The organism is Vibrio sp. ED002 (assembly GCF_023277445.1).
Lineage (GTDB): Bacteria > Pseudomonadota > Gammaproteobacteria > Enterobacterales > Vibrionaceae > Vibrio > Vibrio jasicida.
In genome coordinates, this window is record NZ_CP080239.1 from 1693810 (window position 1) to 1717742 (window position 23933).

Consider the following 23933-nt stretch of genomic DNA (forward strand, 5'->3'; position numbering starts at 1 on the left):
TGAATACAGGGAGAGGAAATGGAAAGCCCACTTGTCACACTCAAACACGCCAGCAAAAGCTTTGTTGATGGCAAAGAGACACATCGCGTGCTGGAAGGGGTCGACTTCACGTTGAACACAGGAGCGAGTGTTGCGCTGACGGGCGCCAGTGGTAGCGGTAAAAGTACCCTACTCAATGTCATTGCTGGCTTTGAGCCACTTTCCGATGGTGAGTTGTGGCTAGACGGCGATAACACGGCGGCTTGGAAAGACCCACAATGGAGCCGATTTCGCCACCAAAAACTCGGTGTTATCTTCCAGCAATTCAACCTATTAACACCGCTCAACGTGCAGCAGAACATCGCCTTCCCTCTGCATTTGAATCAACACAAATGGAACGACTGGTGCGATTACTTGGTCGAGACTCTAGGGATCAGCCAACTTCTCGACAGACATGTTTCTGCCCTTTCTGGCGGTCAACAACAACGAGTCGCTATCGCACGCGCATTGGCTCACAAGCCCAAATTACTGCTCGCCGATGAACCCACAGGTAACCTCGACCAAAAAGCAGGGCTAGAAGTAATGAAACTGCTCAGTGAAATCACCACCCAAGGCAATACGGCAGTGCTGTTAGTCACCCACAGTCCTGACTGCGCTGAGTTTATGAAAACACGGCTGCGATTGGATAATAGTCAGCTACAGAACAATCATCAAGTAAACAAACATGAGCTTCGCCATGAAGCAAGCTAAGCAACCAAACACCAGATTCACGCATACTCGACTCGCCCTGAATCTGTTTGTAGCGCACTATCGGCAGGCGCCACTGCAGGCCGCCGCAATTCTGATCGGTATCGTGTTGGCTGTAACCTTGTTTGTTGCGGTGCAAGCCATCAACCTCAATGCCAAGCGCAGTTATGCAGAGTCTACCGAGCAGCTTAGCGCACAAGCTCAGAACTTAATTATTCCACCAGCAGGGCAAAACTATCTGCCTGAATCGCTCTATTTCACCCTTAGACAAAACGGGCTCAGTGCAGCGCTGCCTGTAATCGAAGGGCGAGTGAGAGACGAACAAGGGCGTCGCTGGTCAGTGCAAGGTAGCGAGTTGATTGCCGCTATCTCTTCGCGTTCTCGGTATTCTACAAACGGAAAGTCATCAGAAAACCAACAAAACGTGTCTTTGTTCGACAGTGCTTTACCTTTACCTGAGCTTTTAGCTGGCAAGCCAATCGTGATGATGAGCCAATCTCAACATCAAAACCTAGGAGAGGTAGAAACGCTAACTCTGGACGACATTCCAACCCAAGTGGTGGTGCTACCTGATGAATGGCAGTTAGGTAGCCGAATGTTGATGGACATTGGTTTTGCCCAGCAACTGCTCAATAAACAAGGTCAGCTCAGTTACATTGCGGTTTTCCACTCGGGTGATAAAGGGAATAAAGACACGCAAGCAAAATGGCAGAAGCTGATTGGCGATCAAGGGCAATGGATTTCCAATAATCAAAGTACAGACCTTGGCTCGCTGACCGACAGCTTTCACCTCAATCTCACCGCAATGAGCTTACTCGTCTTTTTAGTCGGGTTGTTCATTGCTTACAACGGCGTCAAGTACAGCTTGCTTAAACGCAATCGGCTGTTAGTGCAAATTCAACAGGCGGGTGTCGCGCCTAGCATTGTGTTCTCTGCGCTGTTAGTTGAACTCACTCTTCTCGTTACCACCGGCGCCTCCCTCGGTTTTGTATTGGGCATGCAGCTTAGCCACTGGTTACATCCGACCGTGGCACTGACTCTAGAACAACTTTATGGCGCGACACTGCTGCCCGGCACTTGGCAGTGGCAATGGTGGGCACAAGCATTGCTGCTCACGTTAGCCGCAACCCTATTGGCATGTTGGCAGCACTTTAAACAGCGAGTGCGCCAACCGCTCTCCTCTCATGGTGGATTTTATCAAGCACCTGAAGCCTCTAACGAAAACCAATTGTTCGTGATAGGTGCTGCGTTGACGACTCTCGCACTCGCAGGGTTATGGCTGAGTGAGCATCACCGCTTCACCATGGCGTGGCTCGGCGTGCTTGTAGTGTCGATTCCTTTGTACCTACCCAAAACACTCAGCGTACTAGCCAATTGGTGTGGGAAGCGCACCACTTCCGGTTTGATGCAGTATCTGTTTGCTGAGTTGCGCGAGCTGATTTCTCCGCTTTCTCTCGCCATGATGGCACTGCTACTCGCCGTTACTGCCAATATGGGGATGAACACCCTAGTTGGTAGCTTTGAATCCACCCTTAAACAGTGGTTAGAACAAAGGCTGCACGCCGATATTTACGTCAGCCCTGCGCAAGGAGAAATCGCTGATGTAGAGCGTGCGTTGGGGCAATTCGACAAGGTTGAGACCGTCTACAAGCAATACTACGTCGACGATAACCTGCAAGGCTTACCGATTTTGCTTGGCACTAAAGACAAAGACACCTTAGAACAAACCATGGTGTTCAAATCGCATTTGGAGAACTTCTGGTCCCGCTTTTACCAAGGTGAGCTGGTTGCCATTAGTGAACCAACCGCAGTCAAACTGGGTTTATCACTGGGTAGCGAGCTCACGCTTGATGCCGTTCCAAATAAGAACCTGCTTGTGGGTGCGGTATTCCATGATTACGGCTCACCCAACGGTGAAGTCTTGTTATCACCAAAGTTATGGCAAGAGAGCGGATTTACCGACCTGCCAACAAGCCTCGGCATTAAAGTCTCGGGTGACCCACAAATCGTCTACGAGCAACTGCGCGAGCAATTGAATCTGCATCCAAGTCAGCTCTACGATCAGGCGCAAATCAAATCCATCGCGTTGGATATATTCTCGCAGACCTTCGCCATTACGCGCGCACTCAACGGCGTGACGTTGATGGTCGCGGTGATTGGTTTGTTCAGTGCTTGTTTCATGTTGCTCGACGCGCGCAAAGCCGCCATTGCAAGGCTGTATGCACTTGGCGTTAGTCGTCGTAAATTAATGACCATGGTGGTCGGACAGATCGTCGCTTTGGTCAGTTTTACTCTGGTTATTGCCCTGCCCCTCGGTGCGATGGTGGGTTATGTGCTGACAGACATCGTCACCTTACGAGCTTTTGGTTGGAGCTTAAATTATCTGTGGCATTGGATTGACGCGCTGAGCATTGCGGCGATCACCATCTTAGTGGCAGTGATCGCAACCTTGATTCCGCTGTGGCGATTGGTCAGTAAGCCAGTCGTGTCCAGTTTGCAAAGCGAGGTGTTGTGATGGTTCGATTAGCAAGCAAACTTACTCTGCTCATAAGCAGCTTATTCCTGTTCGGTTGTGAAGATACGCAGCAACAAAATATGGGCACGTTGCTGGGAAGCGGAGATACGCAAAGCGAGAGCAACCTATTCACACCCGTAGAAAAAGGGGTTGAACTCACCTTCCCAGCAGACCATCAAGCGCACCCAGACTTTCGTCATGAATGGTGGTACTTAACCGCTAACTTAATTGATGAAGATGGCACTCAACTTGGCGTTCAGTGGACACAATTTCGCTTTGCTGCTGCGCCGCCGCCACCACCGCCAAGGGGCGAAGATGACGCGAAGAAAACCGAGTGGCAAGCTCAACAAATCTACATGGCGCACAGCGCAGTCACGACAGCTGACAAACACTACGCCGATGAAAAATGGTCGCGCGATCAAGCCTCTCTAGCTGGCGTCGACACTTCACCATTTCGGGTTTATCTCGATGATTGGCAGTGGATCTCTTCAACCAACGACCTCTTCCCTGCAACATTGAAGGCGAACTCCGAACAGTTTGGCTATTCGCTCACTCTTACCAGCAGCGCACCGTATCAAAAACAAGGCGAGCAAGGGTACAGCACCAAAAGCGCCGATGGTCAGGTGGCTTCGTATTACTACAGCCAACCGTTTATTGATGTGTCCGGTGAGGTCACGATCGACGGCAAAACCCATCAAGTGTCGGGCAAAGGTTGGATAGACCGGGAGTGGAGCTCGCAGTTCTTACTCGACTCACAACAAGGCTGGGACTGGTTTGCTCTAAGATTGAGTGACGAAACCAGCTTAGTGGTGTTCCAATTGCGAGATTCCAAAACCGGACAAGCCAGTTACTCCAGTGCAAGGCTGATGCAGCAAGAGGGCTCTGGTATCGCTATCCCACAAAAAGACATTCAGTTAAAGGCGACCAAGCAAACAGAAATCCAAGGGCGAAAGTATCCAACCCAGTGGCAAGTGTCGATTCCTAACCAGCAAATCGATCTTACGGTTTCTGCACTCAACCCGAACGCGAAAATGCCACTTTCGGTGCCTTACTGGGAAGGCCCAGTGCGAATTAAGGGCTCTCATTCAGGGACTGGTTATATGGAACTCACTGGCTACTGAGCACAAAAATTTCCGTGCACAATCTTAGTTATTCGATTCATAATGATGAAATTCTCATCCCCAAGAGCTGTTGAATGCCCTCATGAGCAATATGATTTCGCCAATCCGACAAGTGCGACTCATTTTAGGTGAGCCGTGTCGAGCGCTTGAATTTTCGGACATCCAAGAAGACCCATACATCGAACCGCATCGTCACGAGTACTGGGAAATTGTCTGGTGCTTAGATAATAGCGGAACGCAGAGCATCGATTTCGTCGAATACCAAAACCGCCTTGGTCGCTTATTTACCATATCACCAGGGCAGGTTCACCATTCCGAGTTCATGGGCAAAAACATTCGTATGTTGATATTCCGTCCCGGCTTTGCTGAAACCAATCCACGCAGCACGCAGTTGGTGAATAGCGTATTTTCTACGATTGATCGACCGCCGTACCTCGATTGCAGCGAAGAGGGTTTTCCCTACCTAGAATCGATTTACACCCTAATCAAGGAGGAGTGTGAAAGAGAGGATTGTGACTGGGACCTTGTCGAATCACTCATCAACAGCTTTCTACGCTATGCATTACGCTTTGCTAAAACACCGTCTCAAAAAGGTGAACAGAAAGACGCTCGCATCGTTCAGTTGACCGAATTAATCGAACTGCATTATCGCGAACAAAAGAAATGCCAGTTCTACTCCGATGCCTTAGCTCTCACCAGCAAACGTCTAAACGAGTTAGTGAAAGCCGACAGAGGCAAGACGGTCACGCAACTGATTCATGACCGAATCATATTAGAAGCCAACCGAGAACTGGTGTTTTCGACGAAAACCGTCAAGACTATAGCGTTTGAATTGGGCTTTGATGACCCTGCGTATTTCAGCCGATTCTATCGAAAACAAAAAGGAGAAACGCCAGCGGAATTTCGTCACCGATGTTTAGATAGTGCAATATAATGGGCGGATAATCCCTTTTCGCCATGCTTGAATGTACTGATAATACCCGAACATAAATCCACCACATTCGGGTATTTTTCTAATCCATGGCTATCAATCTAAAAACTGATCCCATTTCAAAATCCTTTTATCAGTATCTATGGCCAGCGCTCACTGGAATGGTGATTAAATCACTGTTCATCATGGGTGATGCGTTATTTATCGGTTTAGGCGTCGGACCCGATGGGCTTGGTGCTATTGCCTTGGTGATTCCACCTTTTTCTATTTTTACTGCCATCGCCATGATGGTTGGTATTGGTGGCGCCGCCAAAATGTCGATAGAAATAGGCAAAGGCAACACGGAATCCAGCCAGATGTGGTTCAGCCAATCCATGTTGATCACCACTCTGTTATCCACTATCACGGTGACGCTCGCTCTCATTTGGTTAGATGAATTGATTGCCTTGATGGGCGCTTCAGGCAACTTGGCTCAGCTTGCTCATGATTACCTTGTTGTACTGTTGCCGTTTTTTACTCTCTATTCCCTCGCTTGGGTACTGTCTTGCTTTGTACGTAACGACACCAACCCGAAATTAGCCACCTATGCGATGTCGATTGGTGCTATTACCAACCTCGCTTTTGATTACCTGTTTATCATTGAGATGAACATGGGGATGAAAGGCGCAGCGTATGGTACGGCCATTGCTCAAGCAGTCATTGCACTGATTTTGTTGACTCATTTCGTGGGTAAGAAAGGCTCATTAGAATTCAGCCTAAAAGGCATCGGCTTAAGCAAGACTAAAGAAATCTTAAGCATCGGTACTCCGACATTCTTTATCGAAGTCACATCCGCAATGACCATCGTGCTGTTCAACTACGTATTGCTCAGCCAATTCGGTGAAAGCCACATCATTGCCTATGGGTTAACCACCAATGTCGGTGTATTCGCTCTGTTTGTGATGGTCGGTATCGCGCAAGCTTGTCAGCCAATCATCAGCTTTAACCACGGCGCAGGGCGACCAGAGCGCATTGACGAGATTCTAAAATTGGGGATGAAAGCAGCTATGGGCAGCGGCACAGTCTTTCTTTTAGGTATCTGGCTGTCAGCGCCACTGATTGCCTCGATTTACTTGGGTAACGCAAATGACTTAATCCCAATCGCCGCAAGCGCACTGACGTTCTACTTCTTCGGCGTCCCTTTGATGGGGTTAAACATGGTAATTGCCAACCTGTTCCAAGCCATTGCCAAACCAAAACAAGCCACGCTTATTTCCTTATGCCGAGGGTTTGTGTTTGTCGCGCTAGGTGTATTGCTATTGCCTAAGTTCTTCCCGCAAGACGGCATTTGGGCGAGCATTGTCTTTGCAGAAACGCTCACCGCGGTGATCAGTTTGAGCATGTTATTCAACTACCAAAAACGCGCAGTGGAGCTAACAACGTCCTTGGCGAGAAGTTCCTAGTTCAACCAAGCTCAGCCAAATGATAAACTCGGGTTCTATTTCATTCTGTGATTAAAAGGAAATGCGATGAACCCGATTATTGCGCTGCTAAAAGAGAACAACATCAGCGATGAGCAAATCAACGAGATTTTTCAGACTCTGACGCAAAACCCTCTAGCGGCAATGGCAACAATCAGCCAACTAGGTTTGCCACAAGACAAGCTACAAATGCTGATGGCGCAAGTGATGCAAAACCCTGCGCTAATCAAAGAAGCGGTAGACGAATTGGGATTGGATTTCTCAAAGGTTGAAGAAGCAAAAGAGAAGCTTCAAAGCCAAAACCAAGGCAACTAAGTCTTAGCCATTTAGCGCTGAATATAGAAAAGGCCGTTAACCCGAGCATGTGGGTTAACGGCCTTTTTTGTTCGCTACTTTTTTGTCGGCTAATTATCAGCGATTTAAAGACGCGAATTGTTCTGCGGTTATGCCGTAGTGGAGCTTGTCGTCAAAGCCTTGCGTTAGTTTGTAGTAGTCTTTCTGACTGCCTTCCTGAGTAAAACCATTTTTCTCTAACGTCTTGTAAGAGCCAGCATTAGAAGCGTAGCAATCTGCACTGACTTTATGGGCGTTTAACTCAGTAAAGCCAATCTCGGTCATCATTTGGCAAGCGCGAGTCGCAACGCCTTTGCCCCATGCGCAAGTAGGTAACTGATAACCCACTTCGTAGTTGCCAGTTAAGAACATCACTGCGGTCACCGCACACATTCCCATGTACTGACCTTGCTGGTCACGAATCACGAACGTTGGGCTATCTGGCCAGACACTGTCTTTAATCGCTTGTGCCGTATTTTCAATAATAGGGCCAAAGAAACCTTCATATAGGCTGTTGTCAGCAGGTGCGAAGAACAGATATTGATTGACCTTATCGTCGTTCAACATCTCGATAATATCTTGTAGATCAGAGCCTTGAATCAGCTGGATAGTCAACGATTCGTTAAATGGGATGGCTTCGCCTTGTTTTAGTTTTTGATATGACATGTGTTACCTCGTTATCTGCTGAAAATAGTAGCCCAGCGGATAAGAGAAAAATTGGATTTTTGCGACAACTTTCGGGCTGATTGGCAATGTATTACGACTCAAAGTCGCCATAGATATCGATGGTTAAGTCGCGCTTTTTCAAGTATTTGCTTGGCGTTTTTCTTAGCTGCTGTTTGAGGGTACGAATCAAATGCGATTGGTCACTGAAACCAAATTGTTGTGAGAAACTCGCCCAATCAATCGCTTCTTGTTGCTTGTAGAGGGTCAAAATCATCTGCTCTAGGCGTGCCATTTGTTGATACTGCTTAACGCTCAACCCCACCACTTGTTTGAAACTGCGCTCAAGCGTTCTGCGAGAACAGGCGCACTGTTTGGCTATCTCATCAATATCCATCGCTAACTCAGGTGAGCGTAGCGCTTGAGCGTCCATCACGGACACTGCTTTTTGCGATGCTAAAAACGGTTTGGTACGGCAAGGTTCGATATCTAACGCATCTAAATGTTGTTTGATATAGTCCAGCAAACATTGCGGTGAATCCTGCAACTCTAACTGCCATAGCCCCTGTTGAAAGCGCACATCAAACACCGCGTTAAGCCAATCAAACCATTCGCATTGGTTAATTGCGCTAACTTGGGATGCATCATTAAACCGTGATTCAATGGCATACAAACCCTCTGGGCGAAAAGTGATGCCGATACGCTTGATGGGAGCCGTATCTTCCAACAACAGTAAATGTTCGTTAGCCGTTAATAAGTGACAGCCCTTGCCAGCAAGCTTAGTGTCTCCCGTGTCGTAGCTGTAGCCTTGCTCTGATGGCGTAAAGAGTAAATGAGCACGCGGGTTTGGGATAAGGTGCGGCTTGGGGTCAATGACTTCACCCTCTGGCACTTCCAAGTACCAAACTTGATGAATGAGCCATTCGTACTCTGGCAGAGACTGTTTCCAAGCTATCATGATTGTCCTAGCGGTTAGTAAAGATAATGAGCGTAATGTTTTTGCTTAAACATCTGCTCGTTGAGTGTGACTGATTGGCGCGCATCTCGCCACGCATTTCTCACCCTGCTCCCTTGCAAGCTTGTTGGATTGCGGTAGGCTTTGAGCAGAGAAAACAAGCTGAACAGAACAAGGAAATACCCCAATGCGCGTCGACTACCACCAACGACTGGTTCCTGTGATTCGTTATTTAGAACAACACTTTAATGAACCACTCAACCTACCAGAAGTGGCTGCGCTGGCGAACCTTTCCCCTTATCACTTTCATCGCACCTTCAAAGCCGTGCAAGGCGAGACATTGGCTGATTTCATTCGACGTTTACGTTTAGAAGCCGCCGCCGATGACTTATTCAAATCCAAGCAACCAGTGTTAAACATTGCCCTAGAGTACGGATTTTCTAGCTCACAGAGCTTAGCCAAAGCCTTCAAACAACATTATGGCGTTACACCGACGGCCTTTCGTGACTGCGAAAACTACCAGCAATTTTCTGAATTAGCACGAAACAGCAAGATTGGACACACGTTGCGCAAGAATGGAAACGAAGTAACACCAAGCGATTCATATACTGGCTCTGAACTCACCAAATGGAGCACGACAATGGAAACGCAAAACTTTGAAAAAGCAAAACTGGCTTACATTCGCGTAAACGGCCCTTACGGCCAAGGCTATGAAGAGCCATCAGGTCGCCTGTATCAATGGGCAGGAATGAAAGGTTTGGCAGGCAATACCTGCATCTTCATCTACCATGACAACCCAGAAATCACGCCAGATGAGAAGTGTCGCACTGATATCTGTCTCATGGTGCCAGAAGACACGGAAGTTCCGAAAGGCATTGAGCAGCAAGACTTCCCCGGCGGTCAATATGCTGTGATGCGCCAGCACATTACTGACCCGAGCCAATACTCAAAAGCGTGGGATGATGTCATGAGCAAGGTAATTGAATCCGGTATTGAGAACGACGACCGCCCTTGCTTCGAGCTTTACCACAGCTTCGACCCACAAACGCACCATGCAGACGTTAGCTTCTGCACTGCCATCAAATAAACCAAAAGCCTGCATCGTTGCAGGCTTTTTCATTTCTAACTCTGGTTGCTTAAATTCGTTCTTCCAAACGCTGTTTATCTTTTAATCCAATTACTTAGAATACGAACGAATACCTCAGTGTTTTCGTGATCCTACTTCGCGTTTTGACCACGCGCGTTCATTCGCTCGGCTGAGTTGGGATTCATTTCACAGATTATTCAAGAAGCGAACCTAGACTGAAAAAACTCCATCGACCCCGTTCGACCTACAACGCTAGGCACAATAAAAACTAGGTACTACAGCACCTCTAGGACATTCCATGAAGAAGAACTTACTTGCCATTGCTCTTGGTAGCGTGATTGCGCTGACTGCTGCCCCATACTCTATCGCGGCTAACGATGCTGCTGTCCAATCTTCCGCCGATTACTCACAGATCGTCACTAAACGCCAGGTTGTCGACCAACTTCTCAACGACGCAGTACAAGCATTCAAATCCCCTGCGCGTATCTCGCATGCGGGTTTTACCGCCAAAATGCCGAGCAACATGGAGATTGTTACCGACCGCTTACTAGAAGCATACAAACTTGAGCCGTACCGCACTGACCTACTGATATCTGCAGCAAACGCGCAGATCTACAACAAGAATGCAGACCGCGCGATTGAACTGTTTGAACAAGCCCTTTCTGTCGCACCAGACGATGTGGATTTGCACGCTTACTTAGCGGTATGGCAACGCTTTGAGGGCAACCAAGCGGAATCAGCGAAACACATGGCGACGCTCACGAAGCTCAATGCAGGTAAAGCCGCAGACATCCAACGCATCTTCGACACCGTAGACCGCGTACTTGCAACGCCACTAAAAGAGAAAGCCGACAAAGGCAAACTGGATGACAAAAGCGCAATCGTCACGCTGGGATACGCGCTAAACCCAGATGGTTCAATGCATCAAATCTTGGTTGAGCGTTTGGAAACCACGCTAGCCATGGCGAAAGCAAACCCAGACGCGTTGATCGTATTGACGGGTGGTGTACCGAAGAACCACAAAACCGAAGGCAAGTTAATGGCGGATTGGCTGATTGAAAAAGGCATCAGCAAAGATCGCATCATTGAAGAGAACTACGCCACCAGCACGGTAGGTAACGCCCTATTCAGCAGCTACGCATTGGCGCGTCATAACATCAAGCACGCTACCATCATCAGTTCCGCGAGCCATGTACGCCGTGGTCAAACCTTGTTTGAAATCGCAAGCTGGCAAACTGGCCCGCAAGACATCACTTTCGACACCGTAAGCTACCCAGATAAGCCACTCAAAGACTTAGCCAAAGCCAGCGATAGCGAATTGCTTGGTATCTACCGCGATGCTCTGCGTACCTACGGCATGTGGAGCTACCGCTCTTACCCGCTAGAGTCGCGTTAATACACTAGAGCCAGAAAGCAAAAGAGACCGCGTTAATGCGGTCTCTCATAGAATCATTTGAACATGATGCAGTGGTCAATCAATGCGTTTTGTAGGTTTTGTTTGTCACTCAGAACCACTAGAGCATAGATAGTATTTTTGTCACCAATTCGGTAAAGCAGCTTGAATCCATCAAAGCTAAATTGCCGGATGTCGTAAACACCGATTGTTGTCAGTTCATAACAAGGCGGATAGATAGACGGGTTATTCAAAACGTTGTGTTCAAACCTCTGCTGAACCGCAATTAATCTATCAATCACATCGTTGCGAGCGCTCCAGTTCGATAAATAGTTAATACTCTGAATAGCCGTATTTTCAAAGGTTTGTGTATAGAGAACTTTTGCTTCCATGCTCGTATCAAACTCAATCTTTGAGTGCTGCTAACGTGCTCTTCATATCTTCTGATGACTTTACACGTTCATTCGCAACATCATTTTGAGCAAAGCTAACAAACTTCATTAAAGCAATGGCTTCATCACGCTTCTGACGTTCTTCATAAGACTCAACGACATAAATAGGCTTACCATTTTGCGTAATCGTCATTGGCTCATCCAGTTCAAGCTTCGCAGCATTCTTTTTTAGATAACTTACCGTTTCAGTGCTCATCACATGACTCCTATCGGCAACCTCGCTGGTGTAACAACAAGCGAATCCAGCCGAGCTATACTGCAGGTTTGACCGAAATATTTGAATCAATAGAAAGTGCTAATCACATTCTATTTTTCGTTTAGATTTTGACCTAATCTTGCCAACTATACCTGTGCATTTCGAACAAACCAAATTAAGTTTAAATTTAGACTCCTACTTCAAATATAGAAAAAGCCTGCGTACTTGCAGGCTTTCTTGTCTTTGTGCAGTGGTTGAAACCGCTTAAATTGCTTCGCCGTTTACCGTTACTGCCACATCAATGTTGCCACGAACTGCGTTTGAATATGGGCAAACTTGGTGTGCAATGCGCGTTAGCTCTAGCGCTTGTTCTTGTGGCATGTCTAGCTCTACCGCTAGGCTCACTGTTAGTGCAAAGCCGCCGTTATCGTTCGGGCCGATGCCCACTTGCGCTGTTACGGGTGCACTTTTCAGGTTTACTTTACCTTCACGTGCTACGTGCAGAATCGCGTTAGAAAAACACGCCGAATAGCCCGCTGCAAAAAGCTGTTCTGGGTTAGTTGCTGCGCCTGTGCCGCCCATTTCCTTCGGGTATGACAGCTCTAGTTCGAGAAGACCGTCATCAGTTTTTACTTGACCATTACGACCAGCCAAAGCGGTAGCTTGAGTTTTGTATAGAGTAGTCATGCGAGTGTCCTTCTTAATTTAAGTTGCGCACAATTTAATTGCTTACAATCTTATATCGAAGTAAAGATCGTTTGCAACTATATTGTGCACAATTTATTTTGTAATTCTCTTTCTCTGTGAGCAGGTAGGCAACGCCAATGAGCCAGTGTTACACCGACAACACCATGACAGACGACGATAAACTCTTACTCGAAAACCAAGTTTGCTTCCCGCTCTACAGCGCAGCAAATGCAGTGATCCGAGCATACCGCCCGTTGCTGGACGAGCTTGATCTGACTTATTCGCAGTACTTAGTGATGATGGTACTGTGGGAGAAAGACGGTGCCAGCGTAAAAGAATTGGGGTCTCAACTGCATTTGGACTCAGGCACACTCACGCCACTACTTAAACGCTTAGAAGCAAAAGGCTATGTAGAGCGCGGCCGAAGTGAAACCGATGAACGCGTTCGCGTACTCAACCTAACAGAACAAGGTCGTGATCTTAAGGAACAAGCCAAGTCAGTGCCAAACGCCATGATGTGTAAAATCACCTTAGAGCTAGATGAAATGATCATGCTGAAGAAGCTGTGTGGCAAAGTGCTCGATAATCTGAGCTAACAAAATAGAAGCATCCGCTTCCCCACTTCCTATTAGAAAGAGCCTGCCGAGATGCAGGCTCTTTCGATCTTAGCCAGACGATCCACTTAAGGTCATCATCGGTATTCTCTATTGCTAATCCGCCTTCATCTTCAATAAAACCTATCAAAGCAAACTCACTTACATCGGATTTCCCTATCAAGTGAAATAGGAAATGGCTATCAATAGGATAGTTACAAGCGATTTTCCTTAAACACACTCCGATGAGAATATACTTTCCGAAAGCAACAACAGCTCAGCTTAAAACATTCAAAGGAAAGTAAATTATGATTAATACTCAAATCAAACCATTTGCAGCTACAGCGTACAAAAACGGCGAATTCGTTGAAGTAACAGAACAAGACGTTCTAGGTAAATGGGCAGTATTCTTCTTCTACCCAGCAGACTTTACGTTTGTATGTCCAACAGAACTGGGCGACCTAGCAGACCACTACGAAGAGCTACAAAAACGTGGCGTAGAAGTTTACTCAGTATCAACTGACACACACTTCACTCACAAAGCATGGCACGACAGCTCAGACACAATCGGTAAGATTCAGTACTACATGCTTGGCGACCAAACAGGCAACATCACAAACAACTTCGGTGTGATGCGTGAAGGTCAAGGTCTTGCAGACCGTGCAACGTTCCTAATCGACCCAGAAGGTACTATCCAAGCAATGGAAATCACTGCTGAAGGTATCGGTCGTGACGCAGAAGACCTACTACGCAAAGTGAAAGCAGCTCAATACGTAGCAGCGCACCCAGGCGAAGTTTGCCCAGCTAAATGGAAAGAAGGTGAAGAGACACTAGCTCCATCACTAGACCTAGTTGGCAAAATCTAAGCCACTGAAATTTAAGTTCTAATCAGTTCCCGATTTCCTTTTTCTGATTAGAACTGAATTAGAGAGCACTTCAGGTTAGATACCTTGACGACCTTCTGCCTGATTTGCTCTCTCCCCCTCAGGTTTTATCTACAGTAACCACTTTTTATTACCTATCTGAATAAGTAGGTGTGCAGTAATTGCGTAGAAAAAATCGTTTAGAACCAGGCATAGATTTTCGATAGCTAGTTCCCCTAACTACAAAATCTATAACGCAGTTATCAACGATTTTGGCTAGCAAGAATGAACAAATACTTGTTTTGATTGGTAACTATTTAATTAAGGTAGTAACAACTATGTTAGACCAAGCGATCCAACAACAACTCAAACAATATCTGGCTAATGTAAAAGAAGAAGTTCGTTTAGTGGTTAGTCTAGATGAAAGCAAAGCATCGAATGACATTTTGTCTCTAGCGAACCAAATCGCAGAGATGAGCGACCTAATCACCGTTGAACGTGACGACAACGCAAGCGCACGTAAACCAGTGATGGCGGTAACTAACCCAGCAAAAGGCACAGCACTACGCTTTGCAGGCTTGCCAATGGGTCACGAATTTACCTCTCTAGTATTGGCACTGCTTCATTCGGGCGGTCACCCAATCAAACTAGAACCAGAAGTGATTGAGCAAATCGCAGCACTAGACAAAGATCTAGACGTAGAAATCTTCATTTCACTATCGTGCCAAAACTGTCCGGACGTGGTTCAAGCGTTCAACATGATGGCGGCGATCAACCCGAAAGTAAAAGCAACCATGATCGACGGTGGTTTGTTCCAAGATGAAGTGAAACAACGCGACATCATGGCTGTACCAAGTGTATTCGTGAACGGTGAGCTATTCGGTCAAGGTCGTATGTCTCTGACTGAAATCCTAAACAAAGTGGATGACGGCGCAAGCGAGAAAGCGGCGAAAGCACTAAGCGAAAAAGACCCATACGACGTACTTGTTGTCGGCGGTGGCCCTGGTGGTAGCGCAGCTGCTCTATACGCCGCTCGTAAAGGTATTCGTACTGGCGTTGTTGCTAAGCGTTTTGGTGGTCAGGTTATGGACACCATGGCAATCGAGAACTTCATTTCGGTGAAACGCACTGAAGGTCCAAAACTAGCAACTGACCTAGCAGAACACCTAAAAGAATACGACGTAGACGTCGTGACTGAGCAACAAGCTGAGAAGCTAATGGGCGCAGCACACACAGAAGATGGTTTGATTCACATCCAACTTGAAAGCGGCGCAACGCTGAAGAGTAAGAGTGTCATCCTTAGCCCTGGTGCACGCTGGCGTGAAATGAACGTTCCGGGTGAGCAAGAGTACCGCAACAAAGGCGTCGCGTACTGCCCACACTGTGACGGCCCACTGTTCAAAGGCAAGAAAACTGCGGTTATCGGTGGTGGTAACTCAGGCATCGAAGCAGCTATCGACCTTGCTGGTATCGTAGAGCACGTAACGGTTCTTGAATTCGCAGACGTACTTCGCGCAGACCAAGTGCTTATCGACAAAGCGAACTCACTACCAAACGTAGACATCATCACGATGGCGCAAACAACAGAAGTAGTAGGCGACGGTACTCGCGTAACAAGCTTGAAGTACAAAGACCGCAACACAGATGAAATCAAAGAGATTGAACTGTCAGGTATCTTTGTTCAAATCGGCCTAGTACCAAACACAGAATGGCTAAAAGATTCAGAAGTAGCGCTATCTGAGCGTGGCGAAATTGAAGTCGGTAGCCGTGGCGATACTAGCCTAGAAGGTGTCTTCGCAGCTGGTGACGCAACAACCGTTCCTTACAAACAGATCATCATTGCGATGGGTGAAGGTGCAAAAGCAAGCTTAGGCGCATTTGACTACCTAATCCGTAAGCAAGGTTAATCTCCAATTTCTTGAGCACAAAGCGCACGGTGCTGTGTTTTCTTCCCCGGAAAACCAATCGGGGCACCGTGACAGCGATGAGTAACAAGAAATAAAATCAAAAAACCTAGAAGCCCAAAGACTTTGCCAGCTGGTATTAACTGCTGGCTTTTTTGGTTTTTGGGGGAGTACTACTGAGAAGGGTAGAAAATAGCCTCCTTTCTCGAAGTCTAACTTTCATACTAAGCCTATAACTAATTGATATTCGTTTGACTACTTCTGGTAAATAGCGCATAAATCCAGCTTTGATCATCTAACTTTCTTTAGGAAAAACATGTCAATCGATAACATAGGTCCAATATCTGCTCATGTGAGATACCAAGATATGTCTGATGAACAGGTTTATCATTTTGCGGCAGCTTCCGACTTTAAAGATGGAACAGAAAAGTTAGCTTTGCTGGAGTTAGAAAGACGACGCAGAATTGCAGATAACGCTCATAATAAGAGAATGTTGACTTTAACGATTGTAGGAACAATCTTTGCCTCTATTATCGGTGCAGCTGCAGGTCTTGGGGGGAATCTCCTAATAACTCAAGATGAGCTAACAAAAGCTAAATCTGAAATAAAACAAAAAGATGGGATGATAAAACTTCTAGAAAGAAAGCTTCAGATCGCTAAGGAAGGCGATCCTGAACACTCGCTTAGGCTACTTCAAAAATGACGATGGGAAAACGCTGAGCTCACAGCAGAAAAGAACACTCTCCCCCTTGATAACCACATCCAAATGCATGACAAACCATGTCGAGAAAAGGGGGAGTTGGAGGGGGTTGCAAACATGTAACCCAATATTCAGCTTCAAACCAGCAACCCCACCTAACCTCCCCTTGTATCAAACTCTGAAGATCTCAATACTCCGAGCTCAAAGGGGAGGGACTGATTTCGTGTTCGCAGATAGTTCAGTTCACAATGCAACATAACAACACACTGAAAGTAGATTCTGAATACTCGCTTAGGCTCCTTCAGAATGACGCTGTTCGTTTAGTTCTCTCTTTCCGTCATTCCCGCGAACCTAGGTGAGACTGGGAATCTACTCACAACAAACTCGATCGAAAATGATTAGCAAGAACACGAACAAACAAAAGGTAAAAGAAGGTTGCAAGCACCTTACCCAGCATTCAGCATCAAACCACCAACCCCACCTAACCTCCCCTTGTATCAAACTCCGAAACTCTCAAAGCAACGAGCTCAAAGGGGAGGAACGGGTTCTGTATTCGCAGATAATTCAATTCACATTGCAACACAACAATGCGCTTTAAATAGTTTCTGAATACTCGCTTAGGCTCCTTCAGAATGACGCTGGAAAGCACTGAGCTCACCGCAGAAAAGAAAACCCTCCCCCTTGAGAACCGCATTCAAATGCTTGGCAAACCATGTCAAGAAAAGGGGGAGTTGGAGGGGGTTGCAAGCACCTAACCCAACATTCAGCCTCAAACCACCAACCCCACCTAACCTCCCCTTGTATCAAACTCCGAAACTCTCAAAGCAACGAGCTCAAAGGGGAGGAACGGGTTCTGTATTCGCAGATAATTCAATTCACATTGCAACACAACAATGCGCTTTAAATAGTTTCTGAATACTCGCTTAGGCTCCTTCAGAATGACGCTGGAAAGCACTGAGCTCACCGCAGAAAAGAAAACCCTCCCCCTTGAGAACCGCATTCAAATGCTTGGCAAACCATGTCAAGAAAAGGGGGAGTTGGAGGGGGTTGCAAGCACCTAACCCAACATTCAGCCTCAAACCACCAACCCCACCTAACCTCCCCTTGGTTCAAGCTTCAACGAGCTCAAATAAAAAATTCCAAAAAAGCCCTTTACCTAAACTTAACTTGAGGTTTTAGCATGTTCATCGTTGGCTAGAAAATGACAAAAAGGAGCACACCATGATCCAGCTAGAACACGTGAACTTAGTGGTAAAAGACATCCCTGAAATGCTGAAGTTTTACCAAGCTGCCTTTCCGCATTGGTATGTGCGTGATGAAGGGGAAGGTACATGGAGCGGCAAACACAGAAACTGGCTGCACTTTGGCGATGAGTACCAATACATTGCGTTGAGTGACCACGGCGAAGGCAACAATCGCGATTTAGATGGTCATCAAGTTGGGTTGGCGCATTTCGCTTATGTGACCAACAACGTTGACGCTGTGATGAAAAGACTGGTTGAAGCGGGCTACCCAATCGCCCAATTCGGCGCGGATGAGCCATACCGAAAGAACGTCTATTTTGTTGACCCTGCCGGTTTTGAAATCGAGTTTGTAGAATACCTGACGGATGACCCAAAATTGCGTAACTCGACGAATTAAGAGCTTAACCTTTATCTCTCTTTTATCAAGAAAGAGCAGCGTCTTAGATACCCAAATGTATGGTCCGCCCCGTTATTGCAACTACAATTAAGTAATAACGGAGTTGGTTTGCGCTAATGTATTCGGAGTCCACGTTGGGAACATTAACTTCCCGCTCCACGATGATATCCGCGCCAGATTATCCTTAAAAGCCCCAAAGCAACTAGGTGCTATTTTTTGTATCAGGTTACTAATCTGGCCGTTCGACCGTTTTTGTCATCACGTTCATTGGCGTTGCAAACTTGGTTATGGCTATACAGCCTTAAAAGCTTGGCGGTGGTACAACACCGCCCAAGCTATTCTTGCTAGCTTATTGGCAAGTGCGACTACCACTACATTAAACGGCTTTGTTGCTCGTAAATTGACTAACCAATCTCCAAACACTTTTCCTGTTGTTTCTATCCTAGATAGCACTGGACCTCGCTCCATGTATAAATAGAGCGCGAAGGTGTTTGTTCCCTCGTTTACTCATGCCTAATAACTTTGATTTGCCACCCGTTGAATACTGCCTTGGAACGAGTCCTAGCCATGCAGCCATCTCGCGACCTCCACCAAAGTTTGAAGGAGAACTGATATTGGCCACACACAACGTTGCTGTTAAATCACCAATACCAGGAATACTCTTCAAAAGTTCAGCATTTTCATTATTTTCAGTAATCGCTTTCAGTTTTCTATCTTGAGTAGATACTTGCTCATTTAGGTATTTATAGTGCTCATGAATCGAGAGCAACTCAGCGACCAGACTCGGTGGTAGTTTTATATCTTGCTCGGCCAACCACTGAAATAGCGCTTTCATCTTGGCATGGCCTTTAGGAAAACTCAGCCCAAACTCAAGTAGTATTGCTCCAATTCGGCTCATACAAGCCGTTCGTTCTTTGATATAACCATCCCTCACTCGATGGATAGCTGCGATTACCTGAGCTTCCTCTGACTTGGCAGAGACAAATCTCATGCTTGGTCGACTCGCTGCTTCTGCTATCGCAGCCGCATCAATAAAGTCGTTCTTATTACCTTTGACGTAAGGTTTTACATATTGAGGCGGGATAAGTCGAACGCGATGCCCATAGGCTTCACACTTTCTCGCAAGCCAGTGAGCACCACCACAGGCTTCAAAAGCGATGATGGTAGGTTCAAGTACAGATAAGAAACGGAGTAGTTGGCTTCGACTAAACTTACGGCGAATAACGTCTTTGCCAGTGTGATTGTTGCCAACCGCATGAAAGCAGTGCTTGCCTAAATCGATACCTAAGATGTGAATGGTAGACATATGGTTCACCTCGTTCTGAGAGCCTACTCTAAGCGTAGGGCTTGAGAGTGAGGCGGACCATATAATTAGCCCCTAACTTTTCAGCTAGGGGCTTTGAACATTTTACCTTGAGCGAGTGATTAGCTAGCGGCTAATTCAGGCTTCGCTGCCTTATTGCTTTTTGACTTCATCCAAACGATGACGGCCGCAAGCACTAAGATTGGTACCAGTGGGTCAATGAGCGTGCCACCCTTACCAAAGACTAGGTTTAGCGCCATGATGATCGATGCACCAATCGCCCACGCCACTGTTGACGATACTGACCAGATTTTAATTTGGTCTGCCAACTCTGTAATACCTAGGGTACGGTTGATGATGTGGAAGTAAGAGTCATTAAGGTGTGAGAAACCAACCGGGCCAACCGCACACGCCAATGCCACGAATACAGGATCCAGACCTAATGTTTCGACTAGAGGTAACGTCATTGTCGCAGCAACCATCATCGATGCTGTAGCCGAGCCTTGAATCAATCGAAGCATAGACGCGATAGCCAATGGCACAAGTAGTGGTGGGATACCGCTGCTAGCGATAGCTTCTGCCACTTGTGGACCAGCACCAGACGCTTTAAGTACGGCGCCCATTGCGCCACCACAGCCCGTTACCACTAAGATAAGACCTGTTGTTGATAGCGCATCATCCATCGAGCCAACCATGTCTTTACGTTCGATATTGCGAGTAAGACCGTACAACGCCATTAATACACCAAGGCCTACAGCAACAACTGGGTTACCAAGCAGCGACAGCGCTGCATGAAGGAATGTGTCTCCTGAACCAACTAAAGTGTTGATAAGGATAAGTGCAATCGGAACAAGAATTGGACCAAAAGAAAGGAAGTTACTTGGCAGCTCTTTGTCGTCCGTTGCTTCTACTTTTTCTAAGTTTGCCCAATCCGCTTGGTTAGTGATCCAACCATCACCATTTGGTACGCGGTAGTATTCATTACCCACACGGCGGATGTAAATCATCGATAGCAGCATCATAGGTACAGACACCATTAGCCCCCACAGCATGTACTCACCTAGGTCGACACCAAGAATACCGGCTACCGCAACAGGGCCCGGTGTTGGCGGCACAAGTGCGTGAGTGATAAGCAGACCAAGTGCGAGCGTCACACCAAGACCAACGGCAGATTTACCCGTATCTCGTGAAATTGCGCGAACAAGAGAGTGCAAAATGATGTACGCAGAGTCACAAAAAACTGGAATTGCCACCAGCACACCAGTGAACCCAAGTGCTAGATCTTCACGGCCTTTACCACAGATCTTAACGAAGGTTTTCGCCATACGAACCGCCGCACCAGAGCGCTCAAAACACGCGCCCATGATGACACCGAAGGCAATGATCAAACCGATACCGCCTAGTACGCCGCCGAAGCCCGCTTTAATTGCATCAATGAGTTCTGTTGGCGCCATGCCTGCGAATAGACCCATGATGATGCTCGCAATAACCATTGCCAATGCGACAGGAATACGTGTTTTTATGATCATTCCCATCATGGCAAGAATACCGATGACAATGCCGATTAATGCTCCATCCATTTTTATGTTCCTTTTATTTCTGACTCTGTAGGGTGCGTGCAGCTAGGCGATGAGCTCTCATCACCTAGTACACGTTGTTGCGCAAGCAACTGAAATTGTTATAAGTATTTTTATTAGAGGTAAGGGTGAACCCAACCAAGACCTTCTTCTGTTCTGTGTCTTGGATTGTATTCGCAGCCGATCCAGCCTTGATAACCTGAGTCATCCAACACGTTGAACAGGTGTGGGTAGTTCAACTCACCTTCTGACGGTTCGTGTCTTTCAGGCACTGAGGCGATTTGGATGTGGCCGGTGTAAGGAGCGACTTCACGGATTAATGTGCTTAAGTCGCCATCCATAATTTGAGCGTGGTAAAGGTCGAGTTGCAGTTTGACGTTTGGACGATCCACTTGCTTAATCAGCTCGACCGCTTCGCGTTGATGGGCGACAAAGTAGTTCGGCACGTCGCGATTGTTGAGTGGCTCAATCATCAGCTCAACACCTTGCTCGGCAAACTTATCCGCTGCATAACGAATGTTTGAGATGAAGGTTTCAATATGCTGATCACGAGTGAAGCGTGAATCAACAATGCCAGACATAGCGTGAACCTTTTTACACTTCAGTGCCTTGGCGTACATCAGTGCCGTCTCAACGCTCGCCTTAAACTCATCCTCACGGCCCGGAATCGCGGCGAAGCCACGTTCGCCAGCATCCCAATCACCCGGAGGCATATTGAAAAGCGCTTGTTCAAATCCGAACTGTTCCATCTTGTTGGCCAGCTCTTGCGCCTCGAATGCGTATGGGAAGAGGTACTCTACCGCTTTGAATCCCGCTTGATGCGCTTTCTCAAAACGCTCTAAAAACGGCACTTCTGTGAATAACATGGTTAGGTTTGCTGCGAACTTAGCCATTATTTACCTCTCCCTTTTAGGTCTTGAACCTCGGCATCCGTTAGGTAACGAATGTTGCTGTCTTTAAGAATGAACGCCAATTTTGCGGTTTCTTCCAGCTCTTCAGCGTTGTCTACTGCATCTTCAAAGTCTGTGCCTGTAATGACCGGACCATGGTTAGCCAGTAAGAAAGCACGATAGTCACCAGCACGTTGTGCGAGTTCTTCTGCGATTTGTGGATCCCCCGGACGCAGGTAAGGGATCACTGGTAGCTCACCAATACGCATCACAAAGTAAGGTGTGAATGCTTTGATGGCATTGCCGCGGTCTAACTCTTCAAGGCAAGACAACGCCGTTAGGTACGTTGAATGCAAGTGCACGATGGCATTGCATTGCGAATTATTGCGGTAAATGGCTAAGTGAAATGCCACTTCTTTCGACGGTTTTTTACCCGAAATATGGTTGCCATCGATATCCACCACAGACAGCTCCTCTGCCACTAAGCGCCCAAACGAGGAGCCTGTCGGCGTTGCCAAAAAATGGCCATTCGGTAATTTCACAGACAAGTTACCAGCACCGCCCGTCGCGTAGCCGCGCTCAAACATAGAGCGAGCCATGGTCACCATTTGATCTCGCAGTTGCTGCTCTGTCAATAAGTCTTTATTCATCACAACTCCTGTTATTCAAAAAGCGACTGAGCTTTGGCAAAGAAATGCTCATCACCAAAGTTGCCGGATTTCAGCGCCAGTGAAAGCTCGCCATCGAGTGATTTCACCCAAGGCACACCCGGCGCAATTTGAGGACCAATATGGAACCCTGTTACCGCGAGGCTTTGCGTAACAACGCCAGAGGTTTCGCCACCAGCAACGATGAAGTTCTTCACACCGTGTTGCTGCAGTTTGATAGCCAACTTACTGAAGAATTGCTCAACGGCATGGCTAGATGCTTGTGCGCCAAACTCTTCTTGAATGGCTTTTAGAGCCGTTGACTCTGCGGTTGCGTAAACCAGCGGAGCAAATTCACTGTCGATATTGGTCATCACCCAATCAAACACGTGATTTGAGTACGCTTCATCGGTAAGGCAGGCTTTCACATCAATCGCGAAGTGCGGTGCTTGTTGTTTGTAAACGGCGACTTGTTGATTGGTCATCACAGAGCATGAGCCAGAGAACACCACCGTCGGCGCCTTGGTTGGATTGCCCGCTTTCTTAGCATCGCTTTGATCGGCCAGATGTTCTGCCCAGTTCTTAGCAATCCCCGCAGCAAGGCCAGAACCACCGGTAACCAGTTTGAGAGATTTCGCTGCCTGACCGAGGGTCACAAGATGATCGGCATTGAATGCATCGACAATAGCATAGCGAACACCTTGTTGTTTGAGGGTTTCAAATCGCTCAGACACCGCTTGGGAGCCTTGCTCAATCACTTGGAAGTTCACCAAACCAGATGAGCCTTGTGACTGCGCATCCATCATGCGAATCAAGCTAGAATCTGTCATTGGCGTCACTGGATGGTTGCGCATACCAGAATCACTGAGCAGATCTTGGAAAACAAACAGATGGCCGTTGTAAACCGTGCGGCCATTAACCGGCAACGCAGGACAAACAATGGTGAAATCTTCTTTGAGCTCGGCTAGCAACGCGTCAGTAACAGGACCAATATTGCCTTCAGCGGTACTGTCGAAAGTTGAGCAGTACTTAAAGTAGAACTGCTGACAGCCATTGGCTTGTAGCCATTTTAGCGCTGCCACCGAATCGTTGATTGCTTCATCGACAGGGCAAGAACGAGACTTAAGACTGATCACAATCGCGTCGGCATTGATATCAACCTTTTGCTTCGGAATGCCGTTAAGCTGCACGGTGCGCATGCCATTTTCTACAAGGAATCCGGCAATATCAGTCGCGCCAGTAAAGTCGTCTGCAATAACACCTAATAACATAATTACTTCTCCACTTTACTTGCGC

The 23933-nt window shown here is 47.0% G+C and carries 22 protein-coding genes and 1 pseudogene; 13 read left to right on the top strand and 10 right to left on the bottom strand.

Annotated elements, in window-relative coordinates:
- The first annotated feature begins 18 nt into the window (after positions 1 to 18).
- The 6 genes from ITG12_RS24180 (at position 19) to ITG12_RS24205 (ending at position 7068) form a co-directional block, all read left to right on the top strand.
- Positions 19 to 729: an ABC transporter ATP-binding protein gene (locus tag ITG12_RS24180; protein ID WP_248874337.1), complete on the top strand. Its 711-nt coding sequence runs from the start codon at positions 19 to 21 to the stop codon at positions 727 to 729.
- The gene (locus ITG12_RS24185) at positions 716 to 3241 is read left to right on the top strand and encodes an ABC transporter permease (RefSeq protein ID WP_248875084.1); all 2526 of its coding nucleotides are present in this window, start codon (positions 716 to 718) and stop codon (positions 3239 to 3241) included. The genes ITG12_RS24180 and ITG12_RS24185 overlap by 14 nt, the downstream gene beginning before the upstream one ends.
- The gene (locus ITG12_RS24190) at positions 3241 to 4362 is read left to right on the top strand and encodes a lipocalin-like domain-containing protein (RefSeq protein ID WP_248874339.1); all 1122 of its coding nucleotides are present in this window, start codon (positions 3241 to 3243) and stop codon (positions 4360 to 4362) included. The genes ITG12_RS24185 and ITG12_RS24190 overlap by 1 nt, the downstream gene beginning before the upstream one ends.
- An 82-nt stretch (positions 4363 to 4444) precedes the next feature.
- Positions 4445 to 5296, top strand: coding sequence for an AraC family transcriptional regulator (locus tag ITG12_RS24195; RefSeq protein ID WP_104036042.1), 852 nt, complete (start codon positions 4445 to 4447; stop codon positions 5294 to 5296).
- An 86-nt stretch (positions 5297 to 5382) separates the two neighbouring features.
- A complete protein-coding gene (locus tag ITG12_RS24200; protein ID WP_248874340.1) occupies positions 5383 to 6735 on the top strand; it encodes an MATE family efflux transporter in 1353 nt (450 codons plus the stop codon).
- Between the two features lie 66 nt (positions 6736 to 6801).
- Positions 6802 to 7068, top strand: a complete 267-nt coding sequence (locus tag ITG12_RS24205; protein ID WP_004746427.1) for a DUF2999 family protein — start codon at positions 6802 to 6804, stop codon at positions 7066 to 7068.
- Between the two features lie 96 nt (positions 7069 to 7164).
- Here the strand turns inward: ITG12_RS24205 and ITG12_RS24210 are convergent, their stop codons facing one another.
- Both ITG12_RS24210 and ITG12_RS24215 read right to left on the bottom strand, forming a co-directional pair.
- On the bottom strand, positions 7165 to 7752 hold the full coding sequence (locus ITG12_RS24210; RefSeq protein WP_248874342.1) for a GNAT family protein: 588 nt from the start codon (positions 7750 to 7752) through the stop codon (positions 7165 to 7167).
- 91 nt (positions 7753 to 7843) lie between these two features.
- The gene (locus tag ITG12_RS24215) at positions 7844 to 8707 is read right to left on the bottom strand and encodes a helix-turn-helix transcriptional regulator (protein ID WP_248874344.1); all 864 of its coding nucleotides are present in this window, start codon (positions 8705 to 8707) and stop codon (positions 7844 to 7846) included.
- Between the two features lie 184 nt (positions 8708 to 8891).
- Here ITG12_RS24215 and ITG12_RS24220 point away from each other — a divergent pair, with 184 nt between their 5' ends.
- Together ITG12_RS24220 and ITG12_RS24225 are read left to right on the top strand one after the other, a co-directional pair.
- Positions 8892 to 9791, top strand: coding sequence for an AraC family transcriptional regulator (locus ITG12_RS24220; RefSeq protein ID WP_042600643.1), 900 nt, complete (start codon positions 8892 to 8894; stop codon positions 9789 to 9791).
- Between the two features lie 298 nt (positions 9792 to 10089).
- Complete coding sequence (locus ITG12_RS24225) at positions 10090 to 11187, top strand: YdcF family protein (RefSeq protein ID WP_248874346.1); 1098 nt, start codon at positions 10090 to 10092, stop codon at positions 11185 to 11187.
- 53 nt (positions 11188 to 11240) lie between these two features.
- Here ITG12_RS24225 and ITG12_RS24230 read toward each other — a convergent pair whose 3' ends face one another.
- From ITG12_RS24230 to ITG12_RS24240, 3 genes are all read right to left on the bottom strand, one after another.
- Positions 11241 to 11576, bottom strand: a complete 336-nt coding sequence (locus ITG12_RS24230; protein ID WP_061035113.1) for a type II toxin-antitoxin system RelE/ParE family toxin — start codon at positions 11574 to 11576, stop codon at positions 11241 to 11243.
- 13 nt (positions 11577 to 11589) lie between these two features.
- Positions 11590 to 11832, bottom strand: a complete 243-nt coding sequence (locus ITG12_RS24235) for a type II toxin-antitoxin system Phd/YefM family antitoxin (protein ID WP_005383516.1) — start codon at positions 11830 to 11832, stop codon at positions 11590 to 11592.
- A 264-nt stretch (positions 11833 to 12096) separates the two neighbouring features.
- Positions 12097 to 12519 carry an organic hydroperoxide resistance protein gene (locus tag ITG12_RS24240; RefSeq protein WP_248874348.1) on the bottom strand — a complete coding sequence of 141 codons (423 nt, stop codon included), beginning with the start codon at positions 12517 to 12519 and terminating at the stop codon, positions 12097 to 12099.
- Positions 12520 to 12656: 137 nt separating this feature from the next.
- Here ITG12_RS24240 and ITG12_RS24245 point away from each other — a divergent pair, with 137 nt between their 5' ends.
- The 5 genes from ITG12_RS24245 (at position 12657) to ITG12_RS24265 (ending at position 18220) form a co-directional block, all read left to right on the top strand.
- Positions 12657 to 13115 (top strand): MarR family transcriptional regulator, encoded by a 459-nt coding sequence (locus tag ITG12_RS24245; RefSeq protein ID WP_005383518.1) that lies wholly within the window; start codon positions 12657 to 12659, stop codon positions 13113 to 13115.
- A 305-nt stretch (positions 13116 to 13420) separates the two neighbouring features.
- A complete protein-coding gene (gene ahpC / locus ITG12_RS24250; RefSeq protein ID WP_005374632.1) occupies positions 13421 to 13978 on the top strand; it encodes an alkyl hydroperoxide reductase subunit C in 558 nt (185 codons plus the stop codon).
- Between the two features lie 335 nt (positions 13979 to 14313).
- Positions 14314 to 15882 carry an alkyl hydroperoxide reductase subunit F gene (gene ahpF, locus ITG12_RS24255; RefSeq protein WP_005374617.1) on the top strand — a complete coding sequence of 523 codons (1569 nt, stop codon included), beginning with the start codon at positions 14314 to 14316 and terminating at the stop codon, positions 15880 to 15882.
- Positions 15883 to 16195: 313 nt separating this feature from the next.
- Positions 16196 to 16582 (top strand): hypothetical protein, encoded by a 387-nt coding sequence (locus tag ITG12_RS24260; protein WP_038882372.1) that lies wholly within the window; start codon positions 16196 to 16198, stop codon positions 16580 to 16582.
- A gap of 1218 nt (positions 16583 to 17800) precedes the next feature.
- Complete coding sequence (locus tag ITG12_RS24265) at positions 17801 to 18220, top strand: VOC family protein (protein ID WP_038882069.1); 420 nt, start codon at positions 17801 to 17803, stop codon at positions 18218 to 18220.
- Between the two features lie 291 nt (positions 18221 to 18511).
- On the opposite strand, the pseudogene ITG12_RS24270 reads toward ITG12_RS24265, so the two are convergent.
- From ITG12_RS24270 to otnK, 5 genes and pseudogenes are all read right to left on the bottom strand, one after another.
- Positions 18512 to 19526 (bottom strand): annotated as a pseudogene (locus ITG12_RS24270) (IS110 family transposase).
- A 119-nt stretch (positions 19527 to 19645) separates the two neighbouring features.
- A complete protein-coding gene (locus ITG12_RS24275) occupies positions 19646 to 21103 on the bottom strand; it encodes a TRAP transporter large permease subunit (protein ID WP_038879817.1) in 1458 nt (485 codons plus the stop codon).
- Between the two features lie 113 nt (positions 21104 to 21216).
- Positions 21217 to 21993 (bottom strand): 2-oxo-tetronate isomerase, encoded by a 777-nt coding sequence (gene otnI, locus ITG12_RS24280; RefSeq protein ID WP_038879818.1) that lies wholly within the window; start codon positions 21991 to 21993, stop codon positions 21217 to 21219.
- The gene (locus ITG12_RS24285; protein ID WP_248874349.1) at positions 21993 to 22640 is read right to left on the bottom strand and encodes an aldolase; all 648 of its coding nucleotides are present in this window, start codon (positions 22638 to 22640) and stop codon (positions 21993 to 21995) included. The genes otnI and ITG12_RS24285 overlap by 1 nt, the downstream gene beginning before the upstream one ends.
- Positions 22641 to 22651: 11 nt before the next feature.
- On the bottom strand, positions 22652 to 23908 hold the full coding sequence (gene otnK, locus ITG12_RS24290; protein ID WP_038879820.1) for a 3-oxo-tetronate kinase: 1257 nt from the start codon (positions 23906 to 23908) through the stop codon (positions 22652 to 22654).
- Positions 23909 to 23933: the final 25 nt, after the last annotated feature.